The 23,695-nt window shown below is 69.6% G+C and carries 26 protein-coding genes and 1 pseudogene; 19 read left to right on the top strand and 8 right to left on the bottom strand.

What is annotated here, in order from left to right; all coding sequences use genetic code 11:
* Nucleotides 1-85 precede the first annotated feature (85 nt).
* The 3 genes from infB to rbfA are packed head-to-tail and all read left to right on the top strand — an operon-like array spanning nt 86 to nt 3,958.
* Nucleotides 86-3,145: a translation initiation factor IF-2 gene (infB, locus tag VF106_RS28665; protein ID WP_330842971.1), complete on the top strand. Its 3,060-nt coding sequence runs from the start codon at nt 86-88 to the stop codon at nt 3,143-3,145.
* 58 nt (nt 3,146-3,203) lie between these two features.
* Entirely contained in the window at nt 3,204-3,497 is a 294-nt protein-coding gene (locus VF106_RS28660) for a DUF503 domain-containing protein (RefSeq protein WP_330842970.1), read from the top strand.
* A gap of 11 nt (nt 3,498-3,508) precedes the next feature.
* The gene (rbfA, locus tag VF106_RS28655) at nt 3,509-3,958 is read left to right on the top strand and encodes a 30S ribosome-binding factor RbfA (protein WP_330842969.1); all 450 of its coding nucleotides are present in this window, start codon (nt 3,509-3,511) and stop codon (nt 3,956-3,958) included.
* A 3-nt stretch (nt 3,959-3,961) separates the two neighbouring features.
* Here the strand turns inward: rbfA and VF106_RS28650 are convergent, their stop codons facing one another.
* Nucleotides 3,962-4,234 carry a Uma2 family endonuclease gene (locus tag VF106_RS28650; protein ID WP_330843045.1) on the bottom strand — a complete coding sequence of 91 codons (273 nt, stop codon included), beginning with the start codon at nt 4,232-4,234 and terminating at the stop codon, nt 3,962-3,964.
* Nucleotides 4,235-4,434: 200 nt separating this feature from the next.
* Here VF106_RS28650 and VF106_RS28645 point away from each other — a divergent pair, with 200 nt between their 5' ends.
* The gene (locus VF106_RS28645) at nt 4,435-4,992 is read left to right on the top strand and encodes a TetR/AcrR family transcriptional regulator (RefSeq protein WP_330842968.1); all 558 of its coding nucleotides are present in this window, start codon (nt 4,435-4,437) and stop codon (nt 4,990-4,992) included.
* A gap of 59 nt (nt 4,993-5,051) precedes the next feature.
* On the opposite strand, the gene VF106_RS28640 is transcribed toward VF106_RS28645, so the two are convergent.
* Entirely contained in the window at nt 5,052-5,174 is a 123-nt protein-coding gene (locus VF106_RS28640) for a hypothetical protein (RefSeq protein WP_330842967.1), read from the bottom strand.
* Nucleotides 5,175-5,319: 145 nt separating this feature from the next.
* Between VF106_RS28640 and VF106_RS28635 the strand changes: the two genes are divergently transcribed.
* Nucleotides 5,320-5,763 (top strand): hypothetical protein, encoded by a 444-nt coding sequence (locus VF106_RS28635; protein ID WP_330842966.1) that lies wholly within the window; start codon nt 5,320-5,322, stop codon nt 5,761-5,763.
* 212 nt (nt 5,764-5,975) lie between these two features.
* On the opposite strand, the gene VF106_RS28630 is transcribed toward VF106_RS28635, so the two are convergent.
* Both VF106_RS28630 and VF106_RS28625 read right to left on the bottom strand, forming a co-directional pair.
* On the bottom strand, nt 5,976-6,917 hold the full coding sequence (locus tag VF106_RS28630) for a bleomycin resistance protein (protein WP_330842965.1): 942 nt from the start codon (nt 6,915-6,917) through the stop codon (nt 5,976-5,978).
* Nucleotides 6,907-7,359, bottom strand: a complete 453-nt coding sequence (locus tag VF106_RS28625; protein ID WP_330842964.1) for a MarR family winged helix-turn-helix transcriptional regulator — start codon at nt 7,357-7,359, stop codon at nt 6,907-6,909. Before VF106_RS28625 ends, VF106_RS28630 begins: the two co-directional genes overlap by 11 nt.
* Nucleotides 7,360-7,436: 77 nt before the next feature.
* On the opposite strand from VF106_RS28625, the gene VF106_RS28620 reads away from it, so the two are divergent.
* The 9 genes from VF106_RS28620 to VF106_RS28580 all read left to right on the top strand — a co-directional run bounded on the left by VF106_RS28620 (nt 7,437) and on the right by VF106_RS28580 (nt 16,207).
* Complete coding sequence (locus VF106_RS28620) at nt 7,437-8,414, top strand: DHH family phosphoesterase (protein ID WP_330842963.1); 978 nt, start codon at nt 7,437-7,439, stop codon at nt 8,412-8,414.
* A 158-nt stretch (nt 8,415-8,572) separates the two neighbouring features.
* The gene (locus VF106_RS28615; protein ID WP_330842962.1) at nt 8,573-9,781 is read left to right on the top strand and encodes an extracellular solute-binding protein; all 1,209 of its coding nucleotides are present in this window, start codon (nt 8,573-8,575) and stop codon (nt 9,779-9,781) included.
* Between the two features lie 79 nt (nt 9,782-9,860).
* Nucleotides 9,861-10,778 (top strand): carbohydrate ABC transporter permease, encoded by a 918-nt coding sequence (locus VF106_RS28610; protein WP_330842961.1) that lies wholly within the window; start codon nt 9,861-9,863, stop codon nt 10,776-10,778.
* A complete protein-coding gene (locus tag VF106_RS28605) occupies nt 10,775-11,668 on the top strand; it encodes a carbohydrate ABC transporter permease (RefSeq protein ID WP_330842960.1) in 894 nt (297 codons plus the stop codon). Before VF106_RS28610 ends, VF106_RS28605 begins: the two co-directional genes overlap by 4 nt.
* A gap of 157 nt (nt 11,669-11,825) precedes the next feature.
* On the top strand, nt 11,826-12,941 hold the full coding sequence (locus VF106_RS28600) for an ABC transporter ATP-binding protein (RefSeq protein WP_330842959.1): 1,116 nt from the start codon (nt 11,826-11,828) through the stop codon (nt 12,939-12,941).
* 119 nt (nt 12,942-13,060) lie between these two features.
* The gene (locus VF106_RS28595; protein WP_330842958.1) at nt 13,061-13,924 is read left to right on the top strand and encodes an SIS domain-containing protein; all 864 of its coding nucleotides are present in this window, start codon (nt 13,061-13,063) and stop codon (nt 13,922-13,924) included.
* 76 nt (nt 13,925-14,000) lie between these two features.
* Nucleotides 14,001-15,344: a Gfo/Idh/MocA family protein gene (locus VF106_RS28590; RefSeq protein ID WP_330842957.1), complete on the top strand. Its 1,344-nt coding sequence runs from the start codon at nt 14,001-14,003 to the stop codon at nt 15,342-15,344.
* 37 nt (nt 15,345-15,381) lie between these two features.
* A complete protein-coding gene (locus tag VF106_RS28585; protein ID WP_330842956.1) occupies nt 15,382-15,972 on the top strand; it encodes a TetR/AcrR family transcriptional regulator in 591 nt (196 codons plus the stop codon).
* Between the two features lies 1 nt (nt 15,973).
* Nucleotides 15,974-16,207, top strand: coding sequence for a hypothetical protein (locus tag VF106_RS28580; RefSeq protein WP_330842955.1), 234 nt, complete (start codon nt 15,974-15,976; stop codon nt 16,205-16,207).
* 189 nt (nt 16,208-16,396) lie between these two features.
* Here the strand turns inward: VF106_RS28580 and VF106_RS28575 are convergent, their stop codons facing one another.
* Nucleotides 16,397-16,921 (bottom strand): CGNR zinc finger domain-containing protein, encoded by a 525-nt coding sequence (locus VF106_RS28575; protein WP_330842954.1) that lies wholly within the window; start codon nt 16,919-16,921, stop codon nt 16,397-16,399.
* A 65-nt stretch (nt 16,922-16,986) separates the two neighbouring features.
* On the opposite strand from VF106_RS28575, the gene VF106_RS28570 reads away from it, so the two are divergent.
* The 4 genes from VF106_RS28570 to VF106_RS28555 all read left to right on the top strand — a co-directional run bounded on the left by VF106_RS28570 (nt 16,987) and on the right by VF106_RS28555 (nt 21,865).
* Nucleotides 16,987-18,285 (top strand): MATE family efflux transporter, encoded by a 1,299-nt coding sequence (locus tag VF106_RS28570; protein WP_330842953.1) that lies wholly within the window; start codon nt 16,987-16,989, stop codon nt 18,283-18,285.
* A 98-nt stretch (nt 18,286-18,383) separates the two neighbouring features.
* Nucleotides 18,384-19,700, top strand: coding sequence for an MFS transporter (locus VF106_RS28565; RefSeq protein WP_414639078.1), 1,317 nt, complete (start codon nt 18,384-18,386; stop codon nt 19,698-19,700).
* Between the two features lie 90 nt (nt 19,701-19,790).
* On the top strand, nt 19,791-20,696 hold the full coding sequence (gene truB, locus VF106_RS28560) for a tRNA pseudouridine(55) synthase TruB (protein ID WP_330842952.1): 906 nt from the start codon (nt 19,791-19,793) through the stop codon (nt 20,694-20,696).
* 17 nt (nt 20,697-20,713) lie between these two features.
* Nucleotides 20,714-21,865 carry an amidohydrolase family protein gene (locus VF106_RS28555; RefSeq protein WP_330842951.1) on the top strand — a complete coding sequence of 384 codons (1,152 nt, stop codon included), beginning with the start codon at nt 20,714-20,716 and terminating at the stop codon, nt 21,863-21,865.
* Here the strand turns inward: VF106_RS28555 and VF106_RS28550 are convergent.
* The 3 genes and pseudogenes from VF106_RS28550 to VF106_RS28540 form a co-directional block, all read right to left on the bottom strand.
* On the bottom strand, nt 21,862-22,215 hold the full coding sequence (locus VF106_RS28550) for a hypothetical protein (protein ID WP_330843056.1): 354 nt from the start codon (nt 22,213-22,215) through the stop codon (nt 21,862-21,864). The genes VF106_RS28555 and VF106_RS28550 overlap by 4 nt on opposite strands.
* Nucleotides 22,205-22,408 carry a hypothetical protein gene (locus VF106_RS28545; RefSeq protein ID WP_330843055.1) on the bottom strand — a complete coding sequence of 68 codons (204 nt, stop codon included), beginning with the start codon at nt 22,406-22,408 and terminating at the stop codon, nt 22,205-22,207. The genes VF106_RS28550 and VF106_RS28545 overlap by 11 nt, the downstream gene beginning before the upstream one ends.
* 56 nt (nt 22,409-22,464) lie before the next feature.
* Nucleotides 22,465-22,551: pseudogene (locus VF106_RS28540) on the bottom strand (MerR family DNA-binding transcriptional regulator); the annotation flags it as partial.
* An 85-nt stretch (nt 22,552-22,636) separates the two neighbouring features.
* Between VF106_RS28540 and VF106_RS28535 the strand changes: the two are divergent.
* On the top strand, nt 22,637-23,590 hold the full coding sequence (locus VF106_RS28535) for a bifunctional riboflavin kinase/FAD synthetase (RefSeq protein WP_330842950.1): 954 nt from the start codon (nt 22,637-22,639) through the stop codon (nt 23,588-23,590).
* The last annotated feature ends 105 nt before the right edge of the window (nt 23,591-23,695 follow it).

The following is a 23,695-nucleotide window of genomic DNA, read 5'->3' as shown; positions in this document are numbered from 1 at the left end:
CGTGAAGCTGAAGCCATGAACGCCAGACGATAGGACGAGGTCGCGCGGGCTGTGTGCCGCCGGCCTCACTCGGACGAGGAGAGCAGTGGCAGGCAAGGCCCGAGTACACGAGCTTGCGAAGGAGCTCGGTGTAACCAGCAAGGACGTGCTCGCGAAGCTGAAGGAGCTTGGTGAGTTCGTGAAGTCGGCGTCCTCCACCGTCGAGGCCCCCGTGGCCCGGCGGTTGCGTGACGCATACCCCAAGGCGGGTGGCTCGGCGAGGTCCGACGCATCCGCACGCAGGTCATCCCCCACCCCCACCCCGACGCAGCCGAAGCCGGCGGCGAGGCCCAGTATGCCGGAGGTCACCCAACCGGTGGCACCACAGAGTGTCGTCCCGAAGCCGGCTGCCAAGCCGGGTCCGGCGCAACCGAAGCCGGCCACGCCGGCCCCCGCGAAGGTCGAGACCGAGACCAAGACCGAGACCGCGGCACCCCGCCCGTCCGGCCCCAGGCCGGGGCCGAAACCGCCGGCGCCAACGCCGCCGCACCAGCAGCAGCCGCAGCAGCAACCGCAGCCGCAGCAGCCGGCGGCGGCCGCGCGGGACGAGCAGCCCAACGCAGGTGGCACCAGCCGGCCCAACGCCGGTGGCGCCCACCAGGGCGGTGGCCAGGTCGTGCCGCCCAAGCGGCAGTCGCCGAAGCCCGGCCCGCGTGCGCCGCGGCCCGGCAACAACCCGTTCGGTGTCGGCGCCGGCGCCCCGCCGGCTCGCCCCACCCCCGGCCCCCGGCCGGGTGGACAGGGCGCGCCCGGTGGCGAGCGCGCGGCCCGACCAGGTGAGAACCGCCCGGCCCCCGGCCCGCGCGGTGGCGGTGGCGGCGGCAACGCGCCCGCCGGCGGCCCCCGGCCGTCGCCCGGCAACATGCCGCCGCGGCCCAACCCAGGCATGATGCCGCCCCGCCCGGCCCGTCCCGCCGGTGGCGGCGGACGTGGTGGTCCCGGTGGCGGCGCCCGAGGCGGCCCTGGTGGCGGCGCTCGAGGCGGTCCCGGTGGCGGCGCCCGTGGTGGTCCCGGTGGCGGTGGCGGCGGTGGCTTCCGTCCCGGTGGCGGCGGTGGCGGCGGCGGTGGCTTCCGCCCAGGTGGCGGCGGTGGCGGTGGCGGCGGTGCCCCGGCCGGCGGTGGCGGTGGCTACCGCGGCGGTGGTGGCGGCGGCCGTCCCGGCTCCGGCGGTGGTCGCGGTGGCGCGGCGGGCGCGTTCGGTCGGCCCGGTGGGCCGTCCCGGCGTGGCCGCAAGTCGAAGCGGCAGAAGCGCCAGGAGTACATGGAGAACATGCAGGCGCCCAGCGTCGGCGGTGTTCGCCTGCCCAAGGGCAACGGCGAGTCCATCCGTCTCCCGCGTGGCGCCTCGCTGACCGACTTCGCCGAGAAGATCAACGCCAACCCGGCTTCGCTGGTGCAGGTGCTGTTCCACCTCGGTGAGATGGTCACCGCGACGCAGTCGGTCTCCGACGACGTCCTCGAGCTGCTCGGCACCGAGATGAACTACAAGGTGCAGGTCGTCAGCCCGGAGGAGGAGGACCGCGAGCTGCTCGACTCCTTCGACATCTCCTACGGCGAGAACGCCGGTGGCGAGGAGGAGCTGCAGGCGCGGCCGCCGGTCGTGACCGTCATGGGTCACGTCGACCACGGTAAGACGCGACTTCTGGACACGATCCGCAAGACGACCGTGCACGAGGGCGAGGCCGGTGGCATCACCCAGCACATCGGCGCCTACCAGGTCGCGGTCGAGGTCGACGGCAACGAGCGACTCATCACCTTCATCGACACCCCGGGTCACGAGGCGTTCACCGCCATGCGTGCCCGAGGCGCGAACTCCACGGACATCGCGGTGATCGTGGTCGCCGCCGACGACGGCGTCATGCCGCAGACGGTGGAGGCCATCAACCACGCGCAGGCCGCCGGCCTGCCGATCGTGGTGGCGGTCAACAAGATCGACAAGGAAGGCGCCAACCCGCAGAAGGTGCGCCAGCAGCTCACCGAGTACGGGCTGGTGGCCGAGGAGTACGGCGGCGACACGATGTTCGTCGACATCTCCGCGCGGCAGAACATCAACATCGGCGGGCTGCTCGAGGCGGTCGTGCTCACCGCGGACGCGGCGCTCGACCTGCGGGCCAACCCGGAGATGGAGGCGCAGGGCGTCGCCATCGAGGCGCACCTGGACCGCGGTCGCGGCCCGGTCGCCACGGTGCTGGTCCAGCGCGGCACGCTGCGGGTCGGCGACTCGATCGTCGCCGGCGACGCCTACGGCCGCGTGCGCCGGATGGTCGACGAGTTCAACGAGGACGTCATCGAGGCGACCCCGTCGCGGCCCGTCCAGGTCATCGGCTTCACGTCGGTGCCGGGCGCGGGTGACACCTTCCTGGTGGTCGAGGAGGACCGCACTGCCCGGCAGATCGCCGAGCGGCGCGCCGCCCGCATGCGCAACGCGGCCAACGCCCAGCGCCGCAAGCGGGTCAGCCTCGAGGACCTGGACTCCGCGCTGAAGGAGACCAGCCAGCTCAACCTGATCATCAAGGGCGACAACTCGGGTACCGTCGAGGCACTCGAGGACGCGCTCACGAAGATCGACGTGGGCGAAGAGGTCGAGCTGCGCGTCATCGACCGCGGTGTCGGTGGCATCACCAAGGCCAACGTGGACCTGGCGATCGCCTCCGAGGCGATCATCCTCGGGTTCAACGTCCGCGCCGAGGCGAAGGTCTCCGAGCAGGCCAACCGCGAGGGCATCGACATCCGGTACTACTCGGTCATCTACCAGGCGATCGACGAGATCGAGCAGGCTCTGAAGGGCATGCTCAAGCCGGTCTACGAAGAGGTCGAGCTCGGGCGCGCCGAGGTGCGCGAGGTGTTCAAGTCCTCGAAGGTCGGCACGATCGCGGGTTGCATGGTGCTCTCCGGCGAGATCCGGCGTAACGCCAAGGCCCGGCTCATCCGCGACGGCGTGGTCGTCCAGGAGAGCCTGCCGGTCAGCTCGCTGCGCCGGTTCAAGGACGACGCGGTCGAGGTCCGGGAGGGCTTCGAGTGTGGTCTGACGCTCGGTTCGTACGGTGATCTCAAGATCGACGACATCATCGAGACCTACGAGCTGCGCGAGAAGCCACGCGACTGACTGTTCCCCGGTGCCGCCTTCGCGGGCGGCACCGGGCTCGTTCCTCAAAGGATTTCCGTTGTACGTGGGGGCTCTCGAGCTGGACGTGTTGCTCGGCGACATCCGCTCACTGAAGGAGAAGCGGTCGGCCGTGCGGCCGGTGATCGCCGAACTGAAGCGCAAGTTCGAAGTGACCGTGGCCGAGGCCGGGCACCTGGACAAGCACCGCCGGTCGCTGATCGGCGTCGCCGTGGTGGCAGCCGACGCGGCGCACGTGGACGACGTGCTGGACGCGTGTGAGCGGCTTGTCGCGGGTAGGCCCGAACTGGATCTGCTGTCGGCACGCCGTCGCTGGCTGGGCCCCGAGGACTAAGGAGTTTCGTCGTGGCTGACGCACCACGCGCCCGCAAGCTCGCCAAGCGCATTGGACAGATCGTGGCGTCCGCACTGGAACACGAGGTGAAGGACCCTCGGCTCGCCCGAGTGACGATCACCGACACCAAGGTCACCGGTGACCTGCACGACGCGACCGTGTACTACACCGTGTTGGGCGACAAGATCGACGCCGCACCGGACTTCGCGGGCGCGGCGGCGGCACTGGAGTCGGCGAAGGGCGTGCTGCGCTCGATGGTCGGCGCCGGCACCGGCGTCCGGTTCACCCCGACCCTCACGTTCGTCGCGGACACCGTCCCGGAGGACGCGAAGCACATCGACGACCTCCTGGCCCGCGCTGCCGCGGCGGACGCCGAGGTGGCCCGCCTCGCCAACGGCGCGAAACCAGCCGGCGACCCGGACCCGTACCGGGCCCCCCGCCCGGAGGACGACGCCGACTGACGCTCAGGGATGCAGGATCGCCGGGTCGAAGGTCACCGGCACGGGCGCGGCGTTGACAGTCACCGTGGTCCCTGGCCCGGCGGTCAGGTCCTCGACGTACTGACCGTCCTTGAGCACGTGCGTAGCCAGCGTGAGAGAGTCGCTGATCTCCCAGAAGTAGGGCACGCCCGCATCGGCGTAGACGGCGGACTTGGTGTCCCGCTCGGCTCGCGTGTTGCCCGTCGACCAGATCTCGACGACGAGTTCGAGGTTGGTGCTGGGCTCACGTGAAGATATCCAAAGATCAGCTCGAGGCGCGAGTCATCCGTCGGATGTTCTCGCGTCAGCCAGTCATCGACCGTGGTCGGGCCGATGGGGTGCTCGTACGCGACCGACACGATGCTCGCCTCCAATCGAACAGCTGCAACGTCTCCTAAGTGCATCATGGCGACTGCGGTCCACGATCGGGTGATGACCGTTATCTTTACAACGGTAAGATGGCGGCTATGCCGTATCACCATGGCGATCTGCGTCGCGCGATTCTGGATGCCGCGATCGAGTCGATCTCCGCGCACGGGTCGGCGGGGTTGAGCCTGCGGGAGTTGTCCCGGCGCGCTGGTGTTTCCCACGCGGCGCCGATCCATCACTTTGGTGACAAGGCGGGCGTGCTCACCGCTTTGGCGGCGGAAGGCTACGAGCTGCTGGCAGACGCCCTCGCGGCGGCGGGTGACGAGTTCGTCGAGGCGGGGGTCGCGTACGTCCGGTTCGCGGTCACGTACAAGGCGCACTTCGAGGTGATGTTCCGCCCGGACGCCTACCACCCCGACGACCCGGCGGTGGTAACCGCCCGTAACCGGGCACGGGAGGCGCTGACCGCAGGCGTCCACGCCCAAACCGCCCGCACCGGCCGGGACGCGCGGGTGACGGGCGTGGCGGCGTGGTCCCTGGTGCACGGCTTCGCCACCCTCTGGCAGACGGGTGCCCTCCCCGCCGACCTGGGCGAAGACGTCACCGCGTCGGCCCGCGAGGTGGCAAAAGTCCTGTTCACGCCCTAAACCCCGCGTTTTCGTGAACTTGGCTCCGTCTACTGTGGACATCGCGGCCCGGGGTATTTCTACTCGAGTTCCGCCCCGGCGGGCACCAGCGCATCAGCGGGCGCGTCCCAATCGTTGCCGGCGTTGGCGATGTTCTGCCGGGCGAGGTCTATACCTCGGCCGCGGTTAGCGACATCATTCACGTGTCTCCGCCCTCGACGCACGGCTCGTACTGGACCCGATGAAGGTGGTTGTGCTTGTGGTTGCGGCATTCGTGGTCTCGACGGCGTTACTCGGCTCGGCGGCACGGAAGGGCGGCAGGCGGGCACCGTGGCCAGACCGCCCGCGATGAGGCGCCGGTTCTCGGCGCTCATCGTCGCTCTTCTGTTGACCGGTTGCGGGGCGGGCCGGGCCGAGCCCAACTCCGTGACCGAGTCGGAGGCCTACGACCGCGTGGAGAGCTACGTGCGGCGCGCCGCGGAGGCGCTGCCCTCGGAAGCCCAACTGCAGTCGGCCGCGCCACCGTCCTCTGTGGCCTGTGAGGGTGAGCCGGAGCGGGTGATGGTCACCAGCACCTACTGGGTGCGCGGCGTCGTCAGCGAGGACCGGCACTTCGACAGCCTGCTCACGTGGTGGGAGTCGCACGGCTTCGAGTTACTGGACGACCTGCGCCCGGAACGGCACTACGTGTGGGTCGAGAGCGCGTCGGACGGCTTCCGGATGTCGTTGCGGGACAACGAGAAGGGCGAGCTGCTGCTGAGCGCGGAGTCCCCGTGCCTGACAGCGGAGTAGCCTCCGGCCCCCGGTTTCCAGCCTACGGCATGCCGCCGACATTTCGGCTGCTCGAGACCGCGGTTGTCCACAGCTGCCCCAGTTGTCCACAGCCACGCACTGTCCTGGCCGTGGTTGTCGGTGCCCGCGACTAGGCTGGAAATCGGGGGCCCCCGGCGGCATGAGTGGGACTTTCGCTCGGGTTGGGTGGGGTGAACTGCCGGTGCTCCTCACTAGCGGAAACCACCGACGGTTTGTGACTCCGGGAAGGTAACTGGGGACGAGTTCACCCGGCGAACCCGAGCGAATGGGACTCTCGTGCGCCGGGGGCCCCCGGTTTTCACGTTACGGCATGGCACCGACAAGAACGGGGGCCTCGGGGCGAGCTGCGACATGCGGGGCGACGCGAGCTGGCGACATGTGCGGCAACCGAGGGCATGTCGATGTGTCCGGCGGGCGCGGCAACACTTGCGGGGGCAGGTCAGGTCTTCGAGGGCGTTCAGAGTCTCGGCTACCTGTGCGCGTTCGGTGTCGGTTAAGGGGACGGCGTGTAGGTCTGCCAGTGCTGCCTCGGCACGGGTGGTGTCGCCTGTTCGTCTGGCGATTTCTACTCGGTAGGCAAGTGCTTCCACCCGATCCACGGCGGGCGCGTCGGTGCTTCGGGTCAGGGCACCGTCCAGGATTTTGGCTGCCTGGGTGTGGTCGCCTCTGCTGTCGCCCTGTACGACCGCGTTGTCCAGTGCCACGCGCAGTTTGCTCGCCGGCTCGGCATCCTCCGTCGGCTTGCCGGCCGGGAAGATTCGGATCCAGTTCCCGCCCGGGTCGACGACCGAGAACCCCGACACCTCGTCCACGTTCTTGCGGCGGCGTGGTCTCGTCATGCGGGGGATGCCCTGTGCCGGCACTTTTCCGTACCGGGCACGCAAACCCTCCGCGAACGCCGCGTGCACCACGCCGATGTCCGGCACCTGGACGACGCAGGTGCCGTACGACGTCTCGGGGTCGAAACCGTCGATGCCGAAGAAATGCAGTTCCCAGTCCTCGCGGCGGACCACGGCGTACGGGTTCGGCTTCGTCTGCCGGTAGGTGCGGCGAAAGCCGAGCACCTCGTAGAACGCCACCATCTCGTCGATCGACGAGCGCGGCAGCAGCGGAATGGTCACTTCATTCGCCATCGGGTGCCTCCAGTAAGTCGCCCAGGTCGCGGAGCACGCTCAGGCACGCGCGGAGCTCGGCGTGTGGCAGGCGCTCGGCGACCGCGTTCGCCCACGCCGCCTGCTGTCGTTCGACGTACCGCAGCGCGGAGCGGCCCGCCGGGGTGAGCGTCATCAGCTTCGCCCTGCGGTGTTTCGGGTTGTCCGTGAGTTCGACCAGACCGTCGCGGACCAGCGCGTCGGCGGTCTGCTGCACCGACTGCCTCGTCAACCCCATGGCTCTGGCCACCTGCGCGACGGTCGACGGGCCGTGGTCGACCACGCCAAGCACCTGCCAGCGCGCGCTCGTGAGCCCGGCCGGCCGGGCCAGTTCGTCCCCCGCCGCGAGCAGCAGTCCGTTGACGCGGAACACCTCCACCAGCAGCTCGGTGAATGCCCAACCACCTGGGCTCAGTCCGGTCACTCGGGACAAACTAGCCACATTGACAGGTACCTGTCAAAATCCTGCGCTGGACGCCAACACCCGTGTTGCGTGAGGCTGTGCGAGTGCTGACCGCCGATCTTCGCGCGGCCGCGGAGCTGCTCAGGACCGCGACCGACGTGACCCTGCTCGCGCACGTCAACCCCGATGCCGACGCCCTCGGCAGCGCCCTCGCGCTCGGTCTCGCCCTCCGCAGACGCGGGGCGACCGTGCGGGTGTCGTTCGGGCCGCCCGCCGAGGTGCCGGAGACGCTCCGTGTGCTCGACGTGGCCGGCCTGGTCGTGCCGGCGGACGAGGTCCCGGAGAATCCGAAGCTCCTCGTCGCGCTCGACACCGCCAGCGCCGCCCGGCTCGGCTGGCTCGAGAACCGGGTGGCGACGAGCGGCCAGGTGCTGGTCATCGACCACCACGCCTCGAACACCCGCTTCGGCACCCACCATGTCGTCGACGACACGGCCGAGGCCACGGCCGTGCTGGTGCTCGCCGTGCTGGACGAGCTCGGTGAGCAACTGGACGCGGACATCGCCCGCTGCCTGTACGTCGGGCTCGCCACCGACACGAGCTCGTTCCGCCGCGCCACCCCGAGGACCCACGAGATCGCGGCCCGGCTGATCGAGGCCGGTGCGGATCCGGGCCTGATGACTCTGCTCGACGCGCACCCGTTCGCGTGGCTGCCGATGCTCGGGCGTGTGCTCGCCCGCGCCGTGCTGGAGCCGGACGAGGCGGGCGGGCTCGGTTTCGTGCACACGTCGGTCCATCGCGACGACATGGCGGGCGTGCGGCTCGAGGAGGTCGAGTCGGTTGTGGACGTCCTACGCACGACCGTCGAAGCCGAAGTCGCCCTGGTGCTCAAGGAGATGACACCCGGTGAGTGGACGGGCTCGTTGCGGGCGAGGAGCGCGGTCGACGTGCGGGCGGTCGCCGTGGCGCTCGGCGGTGGCGGACACCGGCTCGCGGCGGGGTTCACCACCACCGGCACCGTCGACGAGGTGACGCAACGTGTTCGCGTCGTGTTGCGAAAATCGGTGCCCACGTAACCAGTTGAGGACGATCGGAGGGCGGCGTGGCGAACAAGTGGTATAAACCAATCTGCCGTTCGGGACCTCACGGTCGGGGACGGTGACCCAGCCAGGCGGACCGGACCGGCCAGGCGGAAACGGAGGACATCTTGAGGCGCGTCACAACAGTTGTCGCGGTGGCGACCGCCGCGGCGCTCGGGCTCGCCGGCTGCGGCAGCGACTCAGGCAGCGGCAGCGACGGCAAAGTCGCTCTCGACCTACTGGTGCCCTCGTACGGCGACAAGACGAAGCCGTACTGGGAGCAACTGGTGAAGGACTTCGAGGCCAAGAACACGGATATCGACGTCACGCTCGAGATCCAGAGCTGGGACGACATCTACACCGTCCTGGACACCAAGATCCAGAACGACAAGGCGCCGGACATCCTCGAACTCGACGCCGCCGGCCCCGCGTACGGCGCGGAGGACATGCTCTACAAGGCGGACGAGATCGTCTCCAAGGAGACCTACGCGGACATCGAGCCGTCGTTCATCGACAGCGCGAAGATCGACGGCCAGGCGTACGGCCTGCCGACCGTCGCGTCGACCCGCGCGCTGTTCTACAACAAGACCCTCTTCCAGCAGGCCGGCATCACCGCCCCGCCGAAGACCTGGGACGAGCTGCTCGAGGCGGCCAAGAAGATCCAGGCGCTCGGCAACGGCACGTACGGCTACGGCATGCCGCTCGGCTCAGAGGAAGCGCAGGCGGAGACGTCCATCTGGGCGTACGGCGCCGGCGCGTCCTGGGAGAAGGACGGCAAGATGACGATCGACACGCCGGAGGCCAAGGAAGCCCTCACGTTCATGAAGCGCATGATCGACGAGGGTGCCACGCAGCCGAACCCCGGCGCGACCGACCGCACGAACCTGCTGGACGTGTTCATCCAGGGCAAGATCGGCATGATCGAGGGCCTGCCCCCGATCGTCGGTCAGATCAACGAGAAGAACCCGGATCTCGACTGGGACATCGCGCCGAGCCCCACAAAGGACGGTGAGCCGGTCACGCTGGGTGTCGCGGACTACTTCGTCGGTTTCGACAACGGCGGCGACAAGCAGGAAGCGATCGCCAAGTTCCTGGACTTCTTCTACCAGCAGGACAACTACGTCAAGTTCAACGACAACGAGGGCTTCATCCCGGCCACCAAGTCCGGCGCAGAGGCGGCGGCCAGCAAGCCGGAGCTGAAGATCTTCCTCGAGTCGTTGCCGGACGCCAAGTTCTACCCGGCGACCAACCCGGCGTGGGCCCAGACCTCCGGCGCGTTCAAGTCGGACGTGGGCTCGATCGAGACGAAGCCGGTCGACGAGGTCCTCGCGACGATCCAGGAAAAGGCCGACGCGAGCGGCTGAGCCGCGGACGAACGAGAAACGGGTGGCGCGGGATCCCGGTCGAAACCGGGACCCCGCGCCGACACCCAGGAGGCGCTCCGTGGCGACCACACGTAACAAAGCCTTGAAACGGCACGCACGCCGGCAGACGACGTTGCAGGCACTCCCGTGGCTGGCACCGGCGCTGATCCTCATCGGCGGGGTGGTGATCTTCCCCGTCGGCTTCATGATCTACACCTCGCTGCGCGATCTGTCGAGGTTCGGCAAGGACCGCGGCTGGGCCGGCTTCGAGAACTTCAGCAGGGTGTTCGGGCTCGACCCGCTGCCGAAGGTGCTCACCAACACGCTCATCTGGACGTTCGGCACGGTGCTGGCGACCGTGCTCCTCTCCCTGGTGCTGGCCCAGTTCCTGAACAAACGCTTCCCCGGCCGCAAGATCCTCCGCATGGTGATCATCGTGCCGTGGGCGGCGTCGGTCGTGATGACCTCGACCGTGTTCGTCTACGGGCTGGACCCGTTCTACGGGATCATCAACCACCTCCTGGTGGACCTCGGGATCCTCGACGAGCCGTACGGGTTCCTCAAGAACGCGACGTCCGGGTTCCTGTCCGCCATGGCGGTCGCGGTCTTCGTGTCGGTGCCGTTCACGACGTTCGTCGTGCTCTCCGGCCTGCAGACCGTCCCCGGCGACGTGCTGGAGGCGGCGCAGATCGACGGCGCGGGCAAGGTACAGACGTACTGGCAGGTCGTGTTCCCCATGCTGCGCCCCGCGCTCGCGGTCGCGGCCATCATCAACATCATCAACGTGTTCAACTCGCTGCCGATCCTCAAGACCATGACCGGCTCGATCCCCGGCAACGACGCCGACACCACGACCACGTTGATGTTCAAGCTCATCCAGGCCGACCGGCAGATCGACACGGCCAGTGCACTGTCGGTGGTCAACTTCGTCGTGATCCTCGTGGTGATCGGCATCTACCTGAAGGTCGTCAAGCCGATGCGGGAGGTGAACGCGTGACCAGGGGAGCAGTGCTCGATCCGCCGAAGACCGTCGTCACCGCGAAGCCGCCGGTGCCGCGTAAGCCGGAGCGGAAGCGGTGGGGCCTGACGATCGTCGGCACCATCGTCGCGCTGGTGTTCCTCGCGCCGTACCTGATCATGCTCTCCGGCGCGTTCAAGTCCCGCCGCGAGATCCTGAAGGTGCCGCCGGACTACCTGCCAGGCGACTGGCGGTTCGACAACTTCGTCAACATGTGGAGCACGCCGGAGACGCCGCTGCCGAGCAACCTGCTCTCCACCGTGGTGATCTCGTTGGGCGGCACCGCGTTGGCGCTGGTCGCGGCGTTGCCGGCCGCCTACTACACGGCGCGGCACAGCTTCCGGCTGAAGCTGCCGTTCATGCTGCTCGTGCTGGTCACGCAGATGCTGCAGCCGACCGTGCTCGCGTCCGGCCTCTTCCGCGAGTTCGTCTCGCTGGAGATCAACGACACCTGGCTCGCCATGATCCTCGTGAACGCGGCGTTCAACCTGTCGTTCGCGGTGTGGATCATGCACAGCTTCTTCGCGACCGTGCCGAAGGAGATCGAGGAGGCGGCGTGGCTGGACGGCTGCAGCCGTACCCAGTCGATGCGGCGGATCATGCTGCCGCTGGTGTGGCCGGGCATCGTCACCGCGGTCATCTTCACGTTCATCGCGTGCTGGAACGAGTTCGCGGCGAGCCTCATCCTGCTGCCGACGGACACCAACCAGCCGCTCACCGTGGCGCTGACCAGGTTCATCGGGCAGTACGAGTCGGCGTGGCAGTACGTGTTCGCGGTGTCGATCATCGGCATCCTGCCCGTTGTGGCACTGTTCGCCATGATCGAGAAGCACCTCGTGTCCGGGCTGACCGCGGGCGGGGTGAAGTGACTGTGCTCCATGATTCGCTCCGCAAGCTCCGCGAATTTGTGATTCTGAATCGTGGTGTTCAGTTGTTTGTTGTTCTAGATTGGCATCGCGCGCCGGTTGTCGACCGGGCCGCGACGACGAGGTGCGGTCTTGTGACCGGCGAATGGAAAGGATCACCATGGCGACAGTGACCTTCGACGGCGCCAGCCGTTTCTACGCGGGGACGGAGAAGCCCGCGGTCGACCAACTCAACCTCGAGGTCGAGGACGGCGAGTTCCTGGTGCTGGTCGGGCCGTCCGGCTGTGGCAAGTCGACCACCCTGCGCATGCTCGCTGGTCTCGAGGGCGTCGACGAGGGCGCGATCCGGATCGGCGAGCGCGAGGTCACCGACCTCCCGCCGAAGGACAGGGACATCGCGATGGTGTTCCAGAACTACGCGCTCTACCCGCACATGACGGTGGCGGACAACATCGGCTTCCACCTCAAGATCAAGAAGGTGCCGAAGGCCGAGCGCTTGGAGCGCATCCAGGAGGCCGCGAAGCTGCTCGACCTGGAGCCGTACCTGGACCGCAAGCCGGCCAAGCTGTCCGGTGGTCAGCGCCAGCGCGTCGCCATGGGCCGCGCGATCGTGCGCCGGCCCCAGGTGTTCTGCATGGACGAGCCGCTGTCGAACCTCGACGCGAAGCTGCGTGTGCAGACCCGCACCCAGATCGCCTCGCTGCAGCGCCGTCTCGGCGTCACCACGATCTACGTCACGCACGACCAGGTCGAGGCCATGACCATGGGCGACCGCGTGGCCGTGCTGAAGGACGGCATCCTGCAGCAGTGCGACACGCCGATCGGCCTGTTCGGCAAGCCGAAGAACCTGTTCGTCGCGGGCTTCATCGGCTCGCCCGCCATGAACCTGCTGCCGGCCACCGTCAACGGTGACGGCGCGGTCATCGGCGGGCAGACCATCGAGCTGACCGCGGAGCAGCGTTCGGCGCTGACCACCAAGGACGTGGTCGTCGGCATCCGGCCAGAGGGCTGGACGCTGAAGCCGGCCGGCGAGGGCATCTCAGCGACCGTCGAGGTCGTCGAGGAGCTCGGCTCCGACCAGTTCCTGTACTGCTCGACCACCGCGGCGCACCTGGACTCCGACGGGTCCGAGGCCGACACGGCCGCCCCGCCGCCCATCACGGTGCGCGCGCCGGGCATGTCGGCGTTCCAGCGCGGCGAGAAGGTCGGTCTGGTGCCGGAGCGGGGTGCGGTGCACCTGTTCGACGCGGAGACCGGCGCTCGCCTGCCTGACTGATCTCGTTTTCCCAAAAGGGGCCCGGGGTGACCCGGGCCCCTTTTGCTGTCCCTGCCCACTGCTCGATGATGATTGAAATTGATACTGTTCATGCAGGTTCGAGCAACGAGGGAGAGCACATGACGTACCTGCGGGACGAGATCGCCAGCCAGCCCGACACCTGGTCGCGCGCACTGGACATGTCGGTTTCGGGGCTACCGGAACCCGGCGAGCGGGTGGCGGTGATCGGGTGCGGGACGTCGTACTACATGGCGCAGGCGTACGCGGCCCTGCGTGAGAAGGCCGCGCTGGGGGAGACCGACGCGTTCCCCGCGTCCGAGTTCCCCTTCGGGCGGCACTACGACCGCGTGGTCGCGTTGACCCGCTCCGGCACCACGACCGAGGTGCTCTCGGTGCTGTCCCAGTGCTCGATCCCGACGGTGGCGCTGACCGCCGACCCGGCGACCCCCGTCAGCGACGCCGCGGACGCGGTCATCCCGCTCGACTTCGCGGACGAGAAGTCGGTGGTGCAGACCCGCTTCGCCACGACGGCGCTGGTCCTGCTGCGTGCCTCGCTCGGGGAGTCCCTCTCCGCGTTACCGGCCGCGGCGCGGCAGGCCCTCGAGTCGCCGCTAGCACCCGAGCTGACGGCCGCCGAGCAGGTCACGTTCCTCGGCACCGGCTGGACCATCGGCCTGGCCAACGAGGCCGCGCTGAAGCTGCGTGAGGCGGCGCAGGCGTGGACGGAGTCCTACCACGCGATGGAGTACCGCCACGGCCCGATCTCGATCGCCGCGCCGGGTCGCGCGGTGTGGGTCTTCGGCGAGGCGCCGGACGGGCTGGCCAAGGATGTGCTGGCCACGGGCGCGCACCTGGAACTGTTCGGCGGCGATCCGCTCGTGTCGCTGGTTCGCGCCCACCGGCTGGCGGCCGAGGTGGCACAGGCACGCGGCCTGAACCCCGACGAGCCGCGCAATCTCACCCGCTCGGTCATCCTCACATAGTAGCCACCCCACCACGCTCTGTGTGATAGTGCTTGAAGCAGCGCACTTTCAAGCACAAGTAATCAGGGAGCGTGCAATGGACGTGTCGCGTCGAGCCATGTTGCGGAGTGCGGCCATCGCGGGGCTCGGGCTCGGCGTCGCGGAGGGCACCGCCGGCGCCGCGTCCACGCGCCGGGCCCCGTCGATGATCGGGGTGCCGTTCGAGCGGTTCGCCAACCCGCGGTTCGGGATCATCGGCACCGGCAACCGGGGCGCCGGGATACTGCCGATGCTCCTGCGGGTCCCCGGCGCGCGGGTCACCGCGCTGTGCGACTTCCGCCCCGCGTACGCGCGCGCGGCCGCCAAGATCATCACCGACGCCGGCCGCCCGGCACCCGCGCTGTACACCGACGGCGAGGAGGACTTCGAGAACCTCGTCCAGCGCGACGACGTCGACTTCGTCTACGTCGCCACCCCGTGGGAGTGGCACACGCCGATGGCGCTCGCCGCGATGCGGGCCGGCAAGCACGTCGGTGTCGAGATGCCGATCGGGATCACGGTCCGGGACCTGTGGCACCTGGTCGAGACGTCCGAGGCGACCCGTCGCCACTGCATGCTGCTGGAGAACTGCTGCTACGGCCGCAACGAGATGCGGGTGCTGCGCATGGCGCACGCCGGCCTGTTCGGCGAACTGTTGTACGGCTCCGGCGCCTACCTGCACGACCTGCGTGCCCTGCTGTTCTCCAAGACCATCTTCCACGGCCAGTGGCGGCGGGCTGCCCACACCCGTTTCAACGGAGACGTGTACCCGACGCACGGGCTCGGCCCGGTCGCCGCGTACATGGACCTCCATCGCGGCGACCGGTTCACGCACATGACGTCGATGAGCACCCCCGCACTCGGGATGGCCGAGTACCGAACCGCTCGTATGCCGCCGGGCGACGAGACCTGGCGCGAGCGCTACGTCAAGGGCGACGTGACCATGAGCCTGATCCAGACCGCCCGCGGCCGGGTCGTCCATCTCGTGCACGGCGAGTCCACCCCGCACCCGTACTCGCGGCTCAACCACCTGGCCGGCACGAAGGGCGTGTTCGAGGACTACCCGCCCCGCATCTACCTGGAGCCGGCGCAGAGCAACCACCAGTGGGGCTCGTTCGACGCCTACGCGTCCTACGACCACTGGCTGTGGACCGACGTCGGGCCGGGACCGGGCGGGCACGGCGGCATGGACTACCTCATGTTCTGGCGTCTCGTGCAGACACTGCGCCTCGGCCTGCCGCCGGACATCGACGTGTACGACGGCGCGGCGTTGAGCGCGCCGTTCCCACTGTCCGTGCAGTCGATCCGGCTCAAGGGGCAGTCGGTCGCGTTCCCGGACTTCACCCGAGGCCACTGGCGGAACCCGCACCCGGGCACCGACTCGCCGCGTCCAGTAACATAGTGTTTCTAGAAACACATCGTTACTGAATGAGGTGCGGGTGGCGAGGCTGACGCGGGTCGAACAGCAGCGGCAGACGCACGAGCGGCTCCTCGGCGCGGCACGGACCGTGTTCGCGAAGCGGGGGTTCCTCGCCACGACGGTCGACGAGATCGCGGCCGAGGCCGGGTACACCCGTGGCGCGGTCTACAAGCACTTCGGCGGCAAGGAGGGCTTGTGGCTGGCGATCGTGGACGCGCAGGCGGAAGCCCACCTGGAGATGCTGGACGAGGCCCTCGCGCAGGCGACCGACCAACCGGGTCTGGTGCGGGCGCTCACCCCGACCACGATCGCCGACGACGGCACGCGGTGGGGCGTCGAGGCCGCTGAGTTCGTGGCCGCCGTGGCCGGTCGTCCCGACACCGCCGCCGAGATCGTCGCCGCGCAGCGCCGGCACGAGGAGCAGATCGCCGCGGTGCTGGACCGACATTGCCGCCGGCTGGGTCTGCGCCCGGCGCTGCCGTTGCCGGACGTGGTCGTGCTTCTGGGCGCGGCGGCCGGCGGTCTGATCCTGCGTCGCGGCATGGACCCCGAGGTCGACGCCGCGGCCATCGTGGCGGGCCTGCTCGCCGTCGTCTTCCCGGAGGGCTGAGATGGACGTGTTGTTGCCGTTCCTGCTGGTCGCGGTCGGGACGTCGGTCGTGTGCTGGGGTCTCGTCCGCCTGCGCAAGCGCATGCAGCGCCGCCGGGTCGGCAGTGTGGCGATGAGCTCGGCCATGACCGTCATCGACGAGATCTGGCACCCGGCCGCCGTCGATCCCCAGATCGAGATCCAGCAGTCCTACGAGCGACAGGCCCCGACCCCGTCCCCGGAGGACGACGACTAGCGACTCGCGTGTCCAACGCTCCAGACCCGCGAGTTCAACAATTCGGTTTGTTGAACTCACCGGTCCGCACTGTTGGACACGCGGGTTCTGGGTGTTGGACACGCGAGTTGTCCACAGGGGCGGGCGGTGCGGGCCGGAAATGTCGGTGGTGGTCGCTACGCTGGTGACCGGGGGCCGGAGGCCGGCCGGTCAGCCTTCCCGCTGGCGGGAACGGAAGGCCGCGACGTGTACGCGGTTCGCGCAGCGGGGCGAGCAGAAACGCTTGGCACGGTTGGTCGACGTGTCGAGGTAGTAGTTGTCGCAGCCGTCCGCGCCGCAGTGGCCCCAGCGGCCCAGTCCATAGTGGACTATGCCGTGGGCGAGCCCCCACGCCGCCGCGGCCGCCACCTCGGTCGCGGGGGACTCGGTCGGGTCCGCCATGTGGATGTGCCAGTTCGGCTCCGCGGAGTGTCCGGCCGACAACCTCGGTCGCAGGGGATGCGCCGCCAGCAGTGCGTTGATCTCGCGCAGCACCCCGTCGTGCTCGGCGGCCACCGCGTGGGCGAGTGTCCTACGCAGACCTGCCGCCACCGGCCGCAGCGCCGCCAGGTCCTCCTCGCCAGCCCGTTCCGACCACCACGGCTCCTCGTGCAGGGCCGCGCGCAGCGCCGGCACGTCCGGCAGTGTGGCGTTCGTCAACCTGAGCGCCACATCGAGGTAATCGGCGTTGTCCATGAACGATCCTTACAGCTACCGTCAGGGGTGAAGCTACTGAGCACACCTTACGCGGGGAGAGCGTCGTGACCGTGCCGCCGAAACGGGTATTCGGCCTCGCCGTACCCGCGTTGGGCGTTCTCGCCGCCGAACCGCTCTACCTGCTGGTCGACACGGCCGTCGTCGGGCACCTCGGCGCGGTGTCGCTCGGCGCGCTGTCGATCGGTGCGATCGTGCTCGCCCAGGTCTCCACGCAGCTGACCTTCCTGTCCTACGGCACCACCGCCCGCACCGCCCGCCTGCACGGCGCCGGCCGGCGTGCCGACGCGGTCGCCGAAGGCGTGCAGGCCACCTGGCTCGCCATCGCGGTCGGTCTGGTGCTCGTCGGGATCGGTCAGCTGCTCGCCCGACCCGTCGCGGAACTCCTCGCGGGGCCGGGCGACGTCGCCGACGCGGCGGTCGGTTGGCTGCGCATCGCGTTGTTCGGCATCCCGTTCATCCTCGTCACCATGGCCGGCAACGGCTGGCTGCGTGGCGTGCAGGACGCGCGCCGGCCGCTGCGTTACGTGTTGGCGGGCAACGGAATCTCCGCCGCGCTGTGTCCGGTGCTGGTGTACGGGCTGGACCGGGGACTCGAGGGGTCCGCGGTCGCCAACGTCGTCGCTCAGGTGATCAGCGCGACGCTGTTCCTCCGCGCGCTGTGGGTCGAGCGGGTGCCGCTGCGACCGCGGCCGGCCGTGATGCGGGAGCAGCTGACGGTCGGGCGTGACCTCGTGCTCCGCAGCCTCGCGTTCCAGGCGTGCTTCGTCTCGGCGACCACCGTGGCCGCGCACCACTCGACGGCCGCCGTCGGCGCGCACCAGATCGTCCTGCAGCTCTGGTCGTTCCTGGCGTTGCTGCTCGACTCGCTGGCCATCGCCGCGCAGTCGCTCGTCGGCGCGGCACTCGGCCGGGACGACGAGCGGGAGGCCCGTGGTCTCGCGTGGCAGGTCACTCGCTACGGGCTGATCTTCGGCTGCGGTCTCGGTGTGGTGTTCGCCGTGCTGGCCGGGGTGCTGCCGCACGTGTTCACTTCGGACTCGTCGGTGCTCGGCGAGGTCCCGCACGCGTGGTGGTTCTTCGTGGCGCTGCAACCGATCGCGGGGGTGGTGTTCGCTTTGGACGGTGTGCTCCTCGGTGCCGGTGACGCCGCTTTTCTGCGCACAGCAACGATTCTGGCCGCGGCGGTGGGGTTCCTGCCGTTCGTGTGGCTGTCGTTCGAGTTCGACTGGGGACTCGCCGGGATCTGGTGTGGACTGTCGCTTTTCATGCTCGTCCGCCTCGGTGCGGTGATCGTCCGCACACGTTCGGGACGCTGGGCCGTCGTCGGCGCGGTCCGGGTGTGACGATGTGGCGAAGCGCACGGTTAGTTTGGCTAACGATCTCCGGCTCTGAAGCGCTTTAGCAAGTGGACAGTCCACCGGCGACCCGTGAACGGAGAGTTTTGGCCCCGCAGCACACAAAACGGGCAATCATCATCTGGGTGACCGCGCTCATGGTCTACCTCGCCGCGGTGTTCCACCGCACCTCGCTCGGCGTGGCGAGCATCGAGGCGAGCGAGCGTTTCCACCTTGGACCGGCGGCGCTGGGCACGTTCACCGTGCTCCAGATCGCCTTGTACGCGGCGATGCAGGTGCCGACCGGCATGCTGGTCGACCGATACGGCGCACGACGGGTCCTGACCGCCTCCGCCGTGCTCATGGGGTTGGGGCAGCTCCTGTTCGCGTTCGCCACGACGTACCCGCTCGGCCTGCTCGCGCGTGCGGTGCTGGGCATCGGCGACGCGATGACGTTCGTGAGCGTGCTGCGCCTGGTCGCCGCGCACTTCCCGGTCCGCCGCTACGCCGCGATCGCCTCGTTCACCGCGGCGATCGGAGCGCTCGGCAACCTGGCCTCGACCGTGCCGCTGTCACTGCTGCTCGCGAACGCAGGCTGGACGTGGACGTTCGCCGTCGCCGGTGCGGTCACGGCGCTGTACTCGGTGGTGCTGCTCCTGCGGGTGCGGGACAACCCGGCTGGTGTCATGCCGGAGCCCGTCGACCGCACCGAGACGCTGGGCACGGTGCTCGCCCAGGTCCGCGAGGCGTGGCGCACGCCGGGGACGCGGCTCGGCTTCTGGGTGCACTTCTCCACGATGTTCGCGCCCGCGATGCTGGGCCTGCTGTGGGGTTTCCCGTACCTGGTGCAGGCGCAGTACCTCAGCGAGCCGGCGGCCGGTCTGCTGCTGTCGCTCCTGGTGGTCGGCGCGATCGTCGGCGGCCCCGCGATCGGCACGGTGATCACCCACCACCCCGAGTGGCGCACCCCGATGGTGGTCGGCTACCTGGTGTCGGCGCTGGCGGTGTGGGGCGTGCTGCTCGGCTGGCCCGGCGGTCAGGTGCCGCTGTGGCTGCTGGTCGCCGCCTTCGCACACCTGTCGATGGGCGGCCCGGCCTCGGCGATCGCCTTCGCACTGGCCCGCGACTACAACCCGATGCGACGCGTGAGCACCGCGACGGGCGTGGTCAACGTGGGCGGTTTCGTGGCGATCACGGTGTCCGCGCTGGCCGTGGGCCTGTTGTTGGACCTCACCGCACCGCTCGGCCCGGCGACCGGGTTCCGCATCGCGTTCCTGTCGGTGGTGGCGGTGCTGGTACTGGGCCTGTGGCGCACGTCGGTGTGGTGGCGCCGAGCCCGCGCGGCGGTCTTCGACGCAGCCTCCCGTGGCGAGGAGGTCCCGGTCCAGATCCGCCGCCGCTCGTGGGACCTCGCCCCGGCCTAGCGCATGGGTTCGGCTCGCTCACAGCACACCGGGCAACGCCGCCAGGCGTGCGGGGTAATGCCGTTCGGGCATGTGTCAGGATAGTTGACCGTGCCTCCCGCAGCCGCCAAACAACGTGTCATCGTCCCTCCTGGACTCGTCGTGATCGACAAGCCCGATGGGATGACCTCCCATGACGTCGTCGCGAAGGTGCGGCGGATCATGGGCACGCGGAAGGTCGGGCACGCCGGCACCCTCGACCCGATGGCGACCGGCGTTCTGGTGCTCGGCATCGAGCGGGCCACGAAGCTGTTGGGGCACCTGGCGTTGGACACCAAGGCCTACCTCGCGACGATCCGTCTCGGCTCCTCGACCACGACCGACGACGCCCAGGGTGAGACGCTGTCTACTTCGGACACCTCGGCGGTGACCGACGAGGCCGTCGCCGCTGGTATCGCGAAGTTGACCGGGCACATCCAGCAGGTGCCGAGTGCGGTCAGTGCCGTGAAGATCGACGGCAAGCGGGCCTACGCACGGGTTCGCGCCGGCGAGCAGGTGGAGATCCCGCCTCGGCCGGTCGAGGTGTCCCGGTTCGACCTGCTGTCCGCCCGGCGCGAGGAGAGCGGGCTGGAGCTGGACGTGATGGTGGAGTGCAGTTCCGGCACCTACGTTCGTGCGCTGGCCAGGGACCTCGGTGCCGACCTCGGTGTCGGCGGGCACCTCGTGGCGCTGCGCCGCACCAGGGTGGGCCCGTTCGACCTGCGCGTGGTCACCACGCTGGAGAAGCTGGCGGAGCACCCCGCGCTCTCGCTGCCGCTGTCCGACGCGGTGGCGGCCGCGTTCCCGCGCCACGACCTGCCCCGCCCGCAGGTGCAGGCACTGCTGCAGGGGCAACGCCTCCCTGCCGCCGGCATCAAGGGCACCTACGGCGTGTTCGACCCGGACGGCCGGGCGATCGCCCTCGCCGTCGACGAGGGCCCGGCCGCACGCTCTCTCGTCGTGCTGACGACCTCGTAAGAAAGTCCAACGAGGACATGAAACTGCTTGCCGGTGGTTCCGTGTTCGACGTCCGTTCCGGACAGGTCGCCGAGGCCGACGTCGTGGTGGCGGGAGAGCGGATCGTCGCGGTGGGGCGGGGACTGGACGCGGACGAGGTGGTGGACTGCGCGGGATCCCTGCTGGTGCCCGGTTTCATCGACTGCCACACCCACGTCTGCCTTGCGGAGACGAAGAAGGACCCGTTCGGGCTGCCCCGCTCGGCCCGTCCGTTGTCGGCGGTCCCGGTGCTGACCACGTTGCTGTGCCGTGGTGTGACCACGGTGCGGGACGCCTGGGGCGCGGACGCCGGAGTGCGGCTCGCGGTTGAGCGCGGCTGGGTCGAGGGCCCCGAGATCCTCGTGTCGTTGCGGCAGGTCTGCACCACCGGCGGCATCGGTGATCACTGGGGTCCGCGTTCGGGGCCCGTGGACTTCTTCGGTGACCCGGCGATGCCCGACCCGGTGTTCAACGGGGCGGACGAGGCGCGTGCGGTGGTCCGGCGGATGGTGCGGGCCGGCGCCGACTGGATCAAGGTGGCCGCCAGCGGCTCGATGTCGCTGGGCCGTGGGGTACACGACGTCCAGATCACCGAGGCCGAGTTCCACGCCCTGGTCGACGAGGCCCGGCGACTGGGCGGACGTGGCGTGATGGTCCACGCACACGGCGCCCGTGCCATCGAGGCGGCGGCACGGGCCGGGGCACGCAGTGTCGAGCACGGCACCTACCTGGACGAGGACGCCGCCGCGGCGATGGCCGAAGCCGGCACCTGGCTGGTGCCGACCCTGTCCGTCACCCAGTCCGACCCGGACGCCGCCGCGCCAGGAGCCCCCGAGGCCCACCGCCGGGCGGTCGAGCTGGCGCTGGCCGCCGGGGTGCCGGTGGCCATGGGTTCCGACAACCCGGAACGGCCGCACACCGAGGTACTGCGCGAGATTCACCACATGTCGGCGGCGGGACTCGGACCCGGCGGCGCGTTGCGTGCGGCGACCTGGGAGGCCGCTCGCCTGCTCGGCCTGTCCGACGACCGCGGCGAGATCGCCGACGGCAAGCGGGCGGACCTGGTTGTCCTGCACGGCACCGACCTGGACGTGTCGGCGCTGGACACCAGGATCCGCGCCGTCTGGCACAACGGCCGCCGCGTTTCCTAGGCGGCGCGCACGGGTTGGCGAAGGACCGTGCGCGGCGCCGGGTCGTCGAAGGCGGTCAGGTAGATCTCGTGGTGCGGGCCGTTGGGGACCAGCCCTCGCGCCACCATGAACTCCTCCATGACCTTCAGCGACAGGTGTTCCTCGCTGAAGGGGCCGTCGTGCGACAACTCGACGCACCGGCCCTCGGTGACCGTGGCCAGCCGGACCCGGTCGACGGCGCGGCACGACGTGCGGGCCGCCTCGCGCGCCGACTCCACCGCGCCCTCCCCGGGCGCGGCCGACAGCGGCAGCAGGATGTGCCACCGCCACTGCTCGCGTGGCACCTCCAGGCCCGGCCGCTCATCCTCCACCCACCACCCGCACGGGCGGGGTCGGCAACCCCCCGGCCAGCACTCGTTCCAGTGCGGCCAGGGTTCGGCGGCGCCGGGCCAGCTCAGCCTCCTGTTCCTCTCGCACGCCGTCCAGCGCACCTGCCGAACCCGACAGCACCTCGGCGATGACCGGCAGCGGCACGTCCAGCGAGCGCAACAGACCGATCGACAACGCCTGCCTTCCCTGCGCGCGCCGGTGCCGACGTCCACATAGGCGGGCGCCAGCAGCCCCAGCTCGTCGTAGTGCCGGAGCTGCGTGACACTCAGCCGGCTCAACCTGGCGAACTGCCCGATCGGCAACAGGTCCGGGTCCACGGCGCCAGCATGGACTCTCCTACAGAGGGAGAGTCCAGACCGACGTCACACCCGCGTGCCGACCGGGGATGCGTAGGCTGATCGCGTGCGACGCTGGCGAGGGCTCGAGGACCTGCCCGGTGGCTGGGGACGATGTGTGGCCACCATCGGGGTCTTCGACGGAGTGCATCTCGGGCACCAGGAGCTCATCCACCGGGCGGTGACGCTCGCTCGGGAACGTGATGTGAAGAGCGTGCTGCTCACGTTCGACCCGCATCCGTCCGAAGTGGTCCGTCCCGGCAGCCATCCGGCGCAGCTGACCACACTGCACCGCAAGGCCGAACTGGTCGAGGCGCTCGGCATCGACGTGTTCTGCGTGCTGCCGTTCACACTCGAACTGTCCAAGGTGCCGCCGGACGAGTTCGTGCACGAGATCCTCATCGAGAAGCTGCACGTCGCGGCCGTGGTCGTGGGGGAGAACTTCCGGTTCGGACACCAGGCCGCCGGCAGCGTGGCGACGCTCACCCAGCTCGGGCAGCGGTTCGGGTTCTCGGTGGAGGGCGCCAAGCTCGTGACCGTGCCCAACCACCGCGCCGGCGAGGAGATCACGTTCTCGTCGACGTACATCCGGGCCTGCATCAACGCGGGCGACGTCGGCGCGGCCGCGGCCGCTCTCGGCCGCTCGCACCGGTTGGAGGGCATCGTGGTGCGCGGCGACCGGCGGGGCCACGAACTGGGCTTCCCGACCGCCAACCTGTCCACCCCGCGCTACGCCGCGATACCCGCCGACGGTGTGTACGCCGGATGGTTCTCCCTGCTCAACGCACCCAGCCGGCCTCCGCTCAAGGCCGCGGTCAGTGTCGGGACCAACCCCACGTTCTCCGGCCGTGAGCGGCGCGTCGAGGCGTTCGTCCTCGACGTCGAGGAGGACTTCTACGGCCAGCGGGTCGCCGTCGACTTCGTCGCGAAGCTGCGGGACATGGAGAAGTTCCCCTCCACCCAGGCTCTGGTGGAGGAGATGCACCGGGACGTGCGGAGAACTCGCGACCTGCTGTCGTGACCGTGCACAGATGCGAACAGCTGTCGGGATTTGCCACGTATCGGGCGCACTACTGGCAAGATGCTCTGAGGTCGGGGACGAACGCACTGTGTCAGCTGAGCGGGA

The organism is Actinophytocola sp. (assembly GCF_036378875.1).
In the GTDB taxonomy this organism is placed as follows: domain Bacteria; phylum Actinomycetota; class Actinomycetes; order Mycobacteriales; family Pseudonocardiaceae; genus Actinophytocola.
Note: the sequence above shows the minus strand (reverse complement) of the source record. Positions and strands in the feature narration are given on the sequence as shown.

Excerpts from the sequence above, each read along its gene's own strand:
- VF106_RS28645 (WP_330842968.1), top strand. The coding sequence starts at position 4,435 with ATGGCGGCTATGCCGTATCACCATGGCGATCTGCGTCGCGCGATTCTG.
- VF106_RS28635 (WP_330842966.1), top strand. The coding sequence starts at position 5,320 with ATGAGGCGCCGGTTCTCGGCGCTCATCGTCGCTCTTCTGTTGACCGGT.
- VF106_RS28630 (WP_330842965.1), bottom strand. The coding sequence starts at position 6,917 with ATGGCGAATGAAGTGACCATTCCGCTGCTGCCGCGCTCGTCGATCGAC.
- VF106_RS28600 (WP_330842959.1), top strand. The coding sequence starts at position 11,826 with ATGGCGACAGTGACCTTCGACGGCGCCAGCCGTTTCTACGCGGGGACG.
- VF106_RS28595 (WP_330842958.1), top strand. The coding sequence starts at position 13,061 with ATGACGTACCTGCGGGACGAGATCGCCAGCCAGCCCGACACCTGGTCG.
- VF106_RS28590 (WP_330842957.1), top strand. The coding sequence starts at position 14,001 with ATGGACGTGTCGCGTCGAGCCATGTTGCGGAGTGCGGCCATCGCGGGG.
- VF106_RS28580 (WP_330842955.1), top strand. The coding sequence starts at position 15,974 with ATGGACGTGTTGTTGCCGTTCCTGCTGGTCGCGGTCGGGACGTCGGTC.
- VF106_RS28575 (WP_330842954.1), bottom strand. The coding sequence starts at position 16,921 with ATGGACAACGCCGATTACCTCGATGTGGCGCTCAGGTTGACGAACGCC.
- VF106_RS28555 (WP_330842951.1), top strand. The coding sequence starts at position 20,714 with ATGAAACTGCTTGCCGGTGGTTCCGTGTTCGACGTCCGTTCCGGACAG.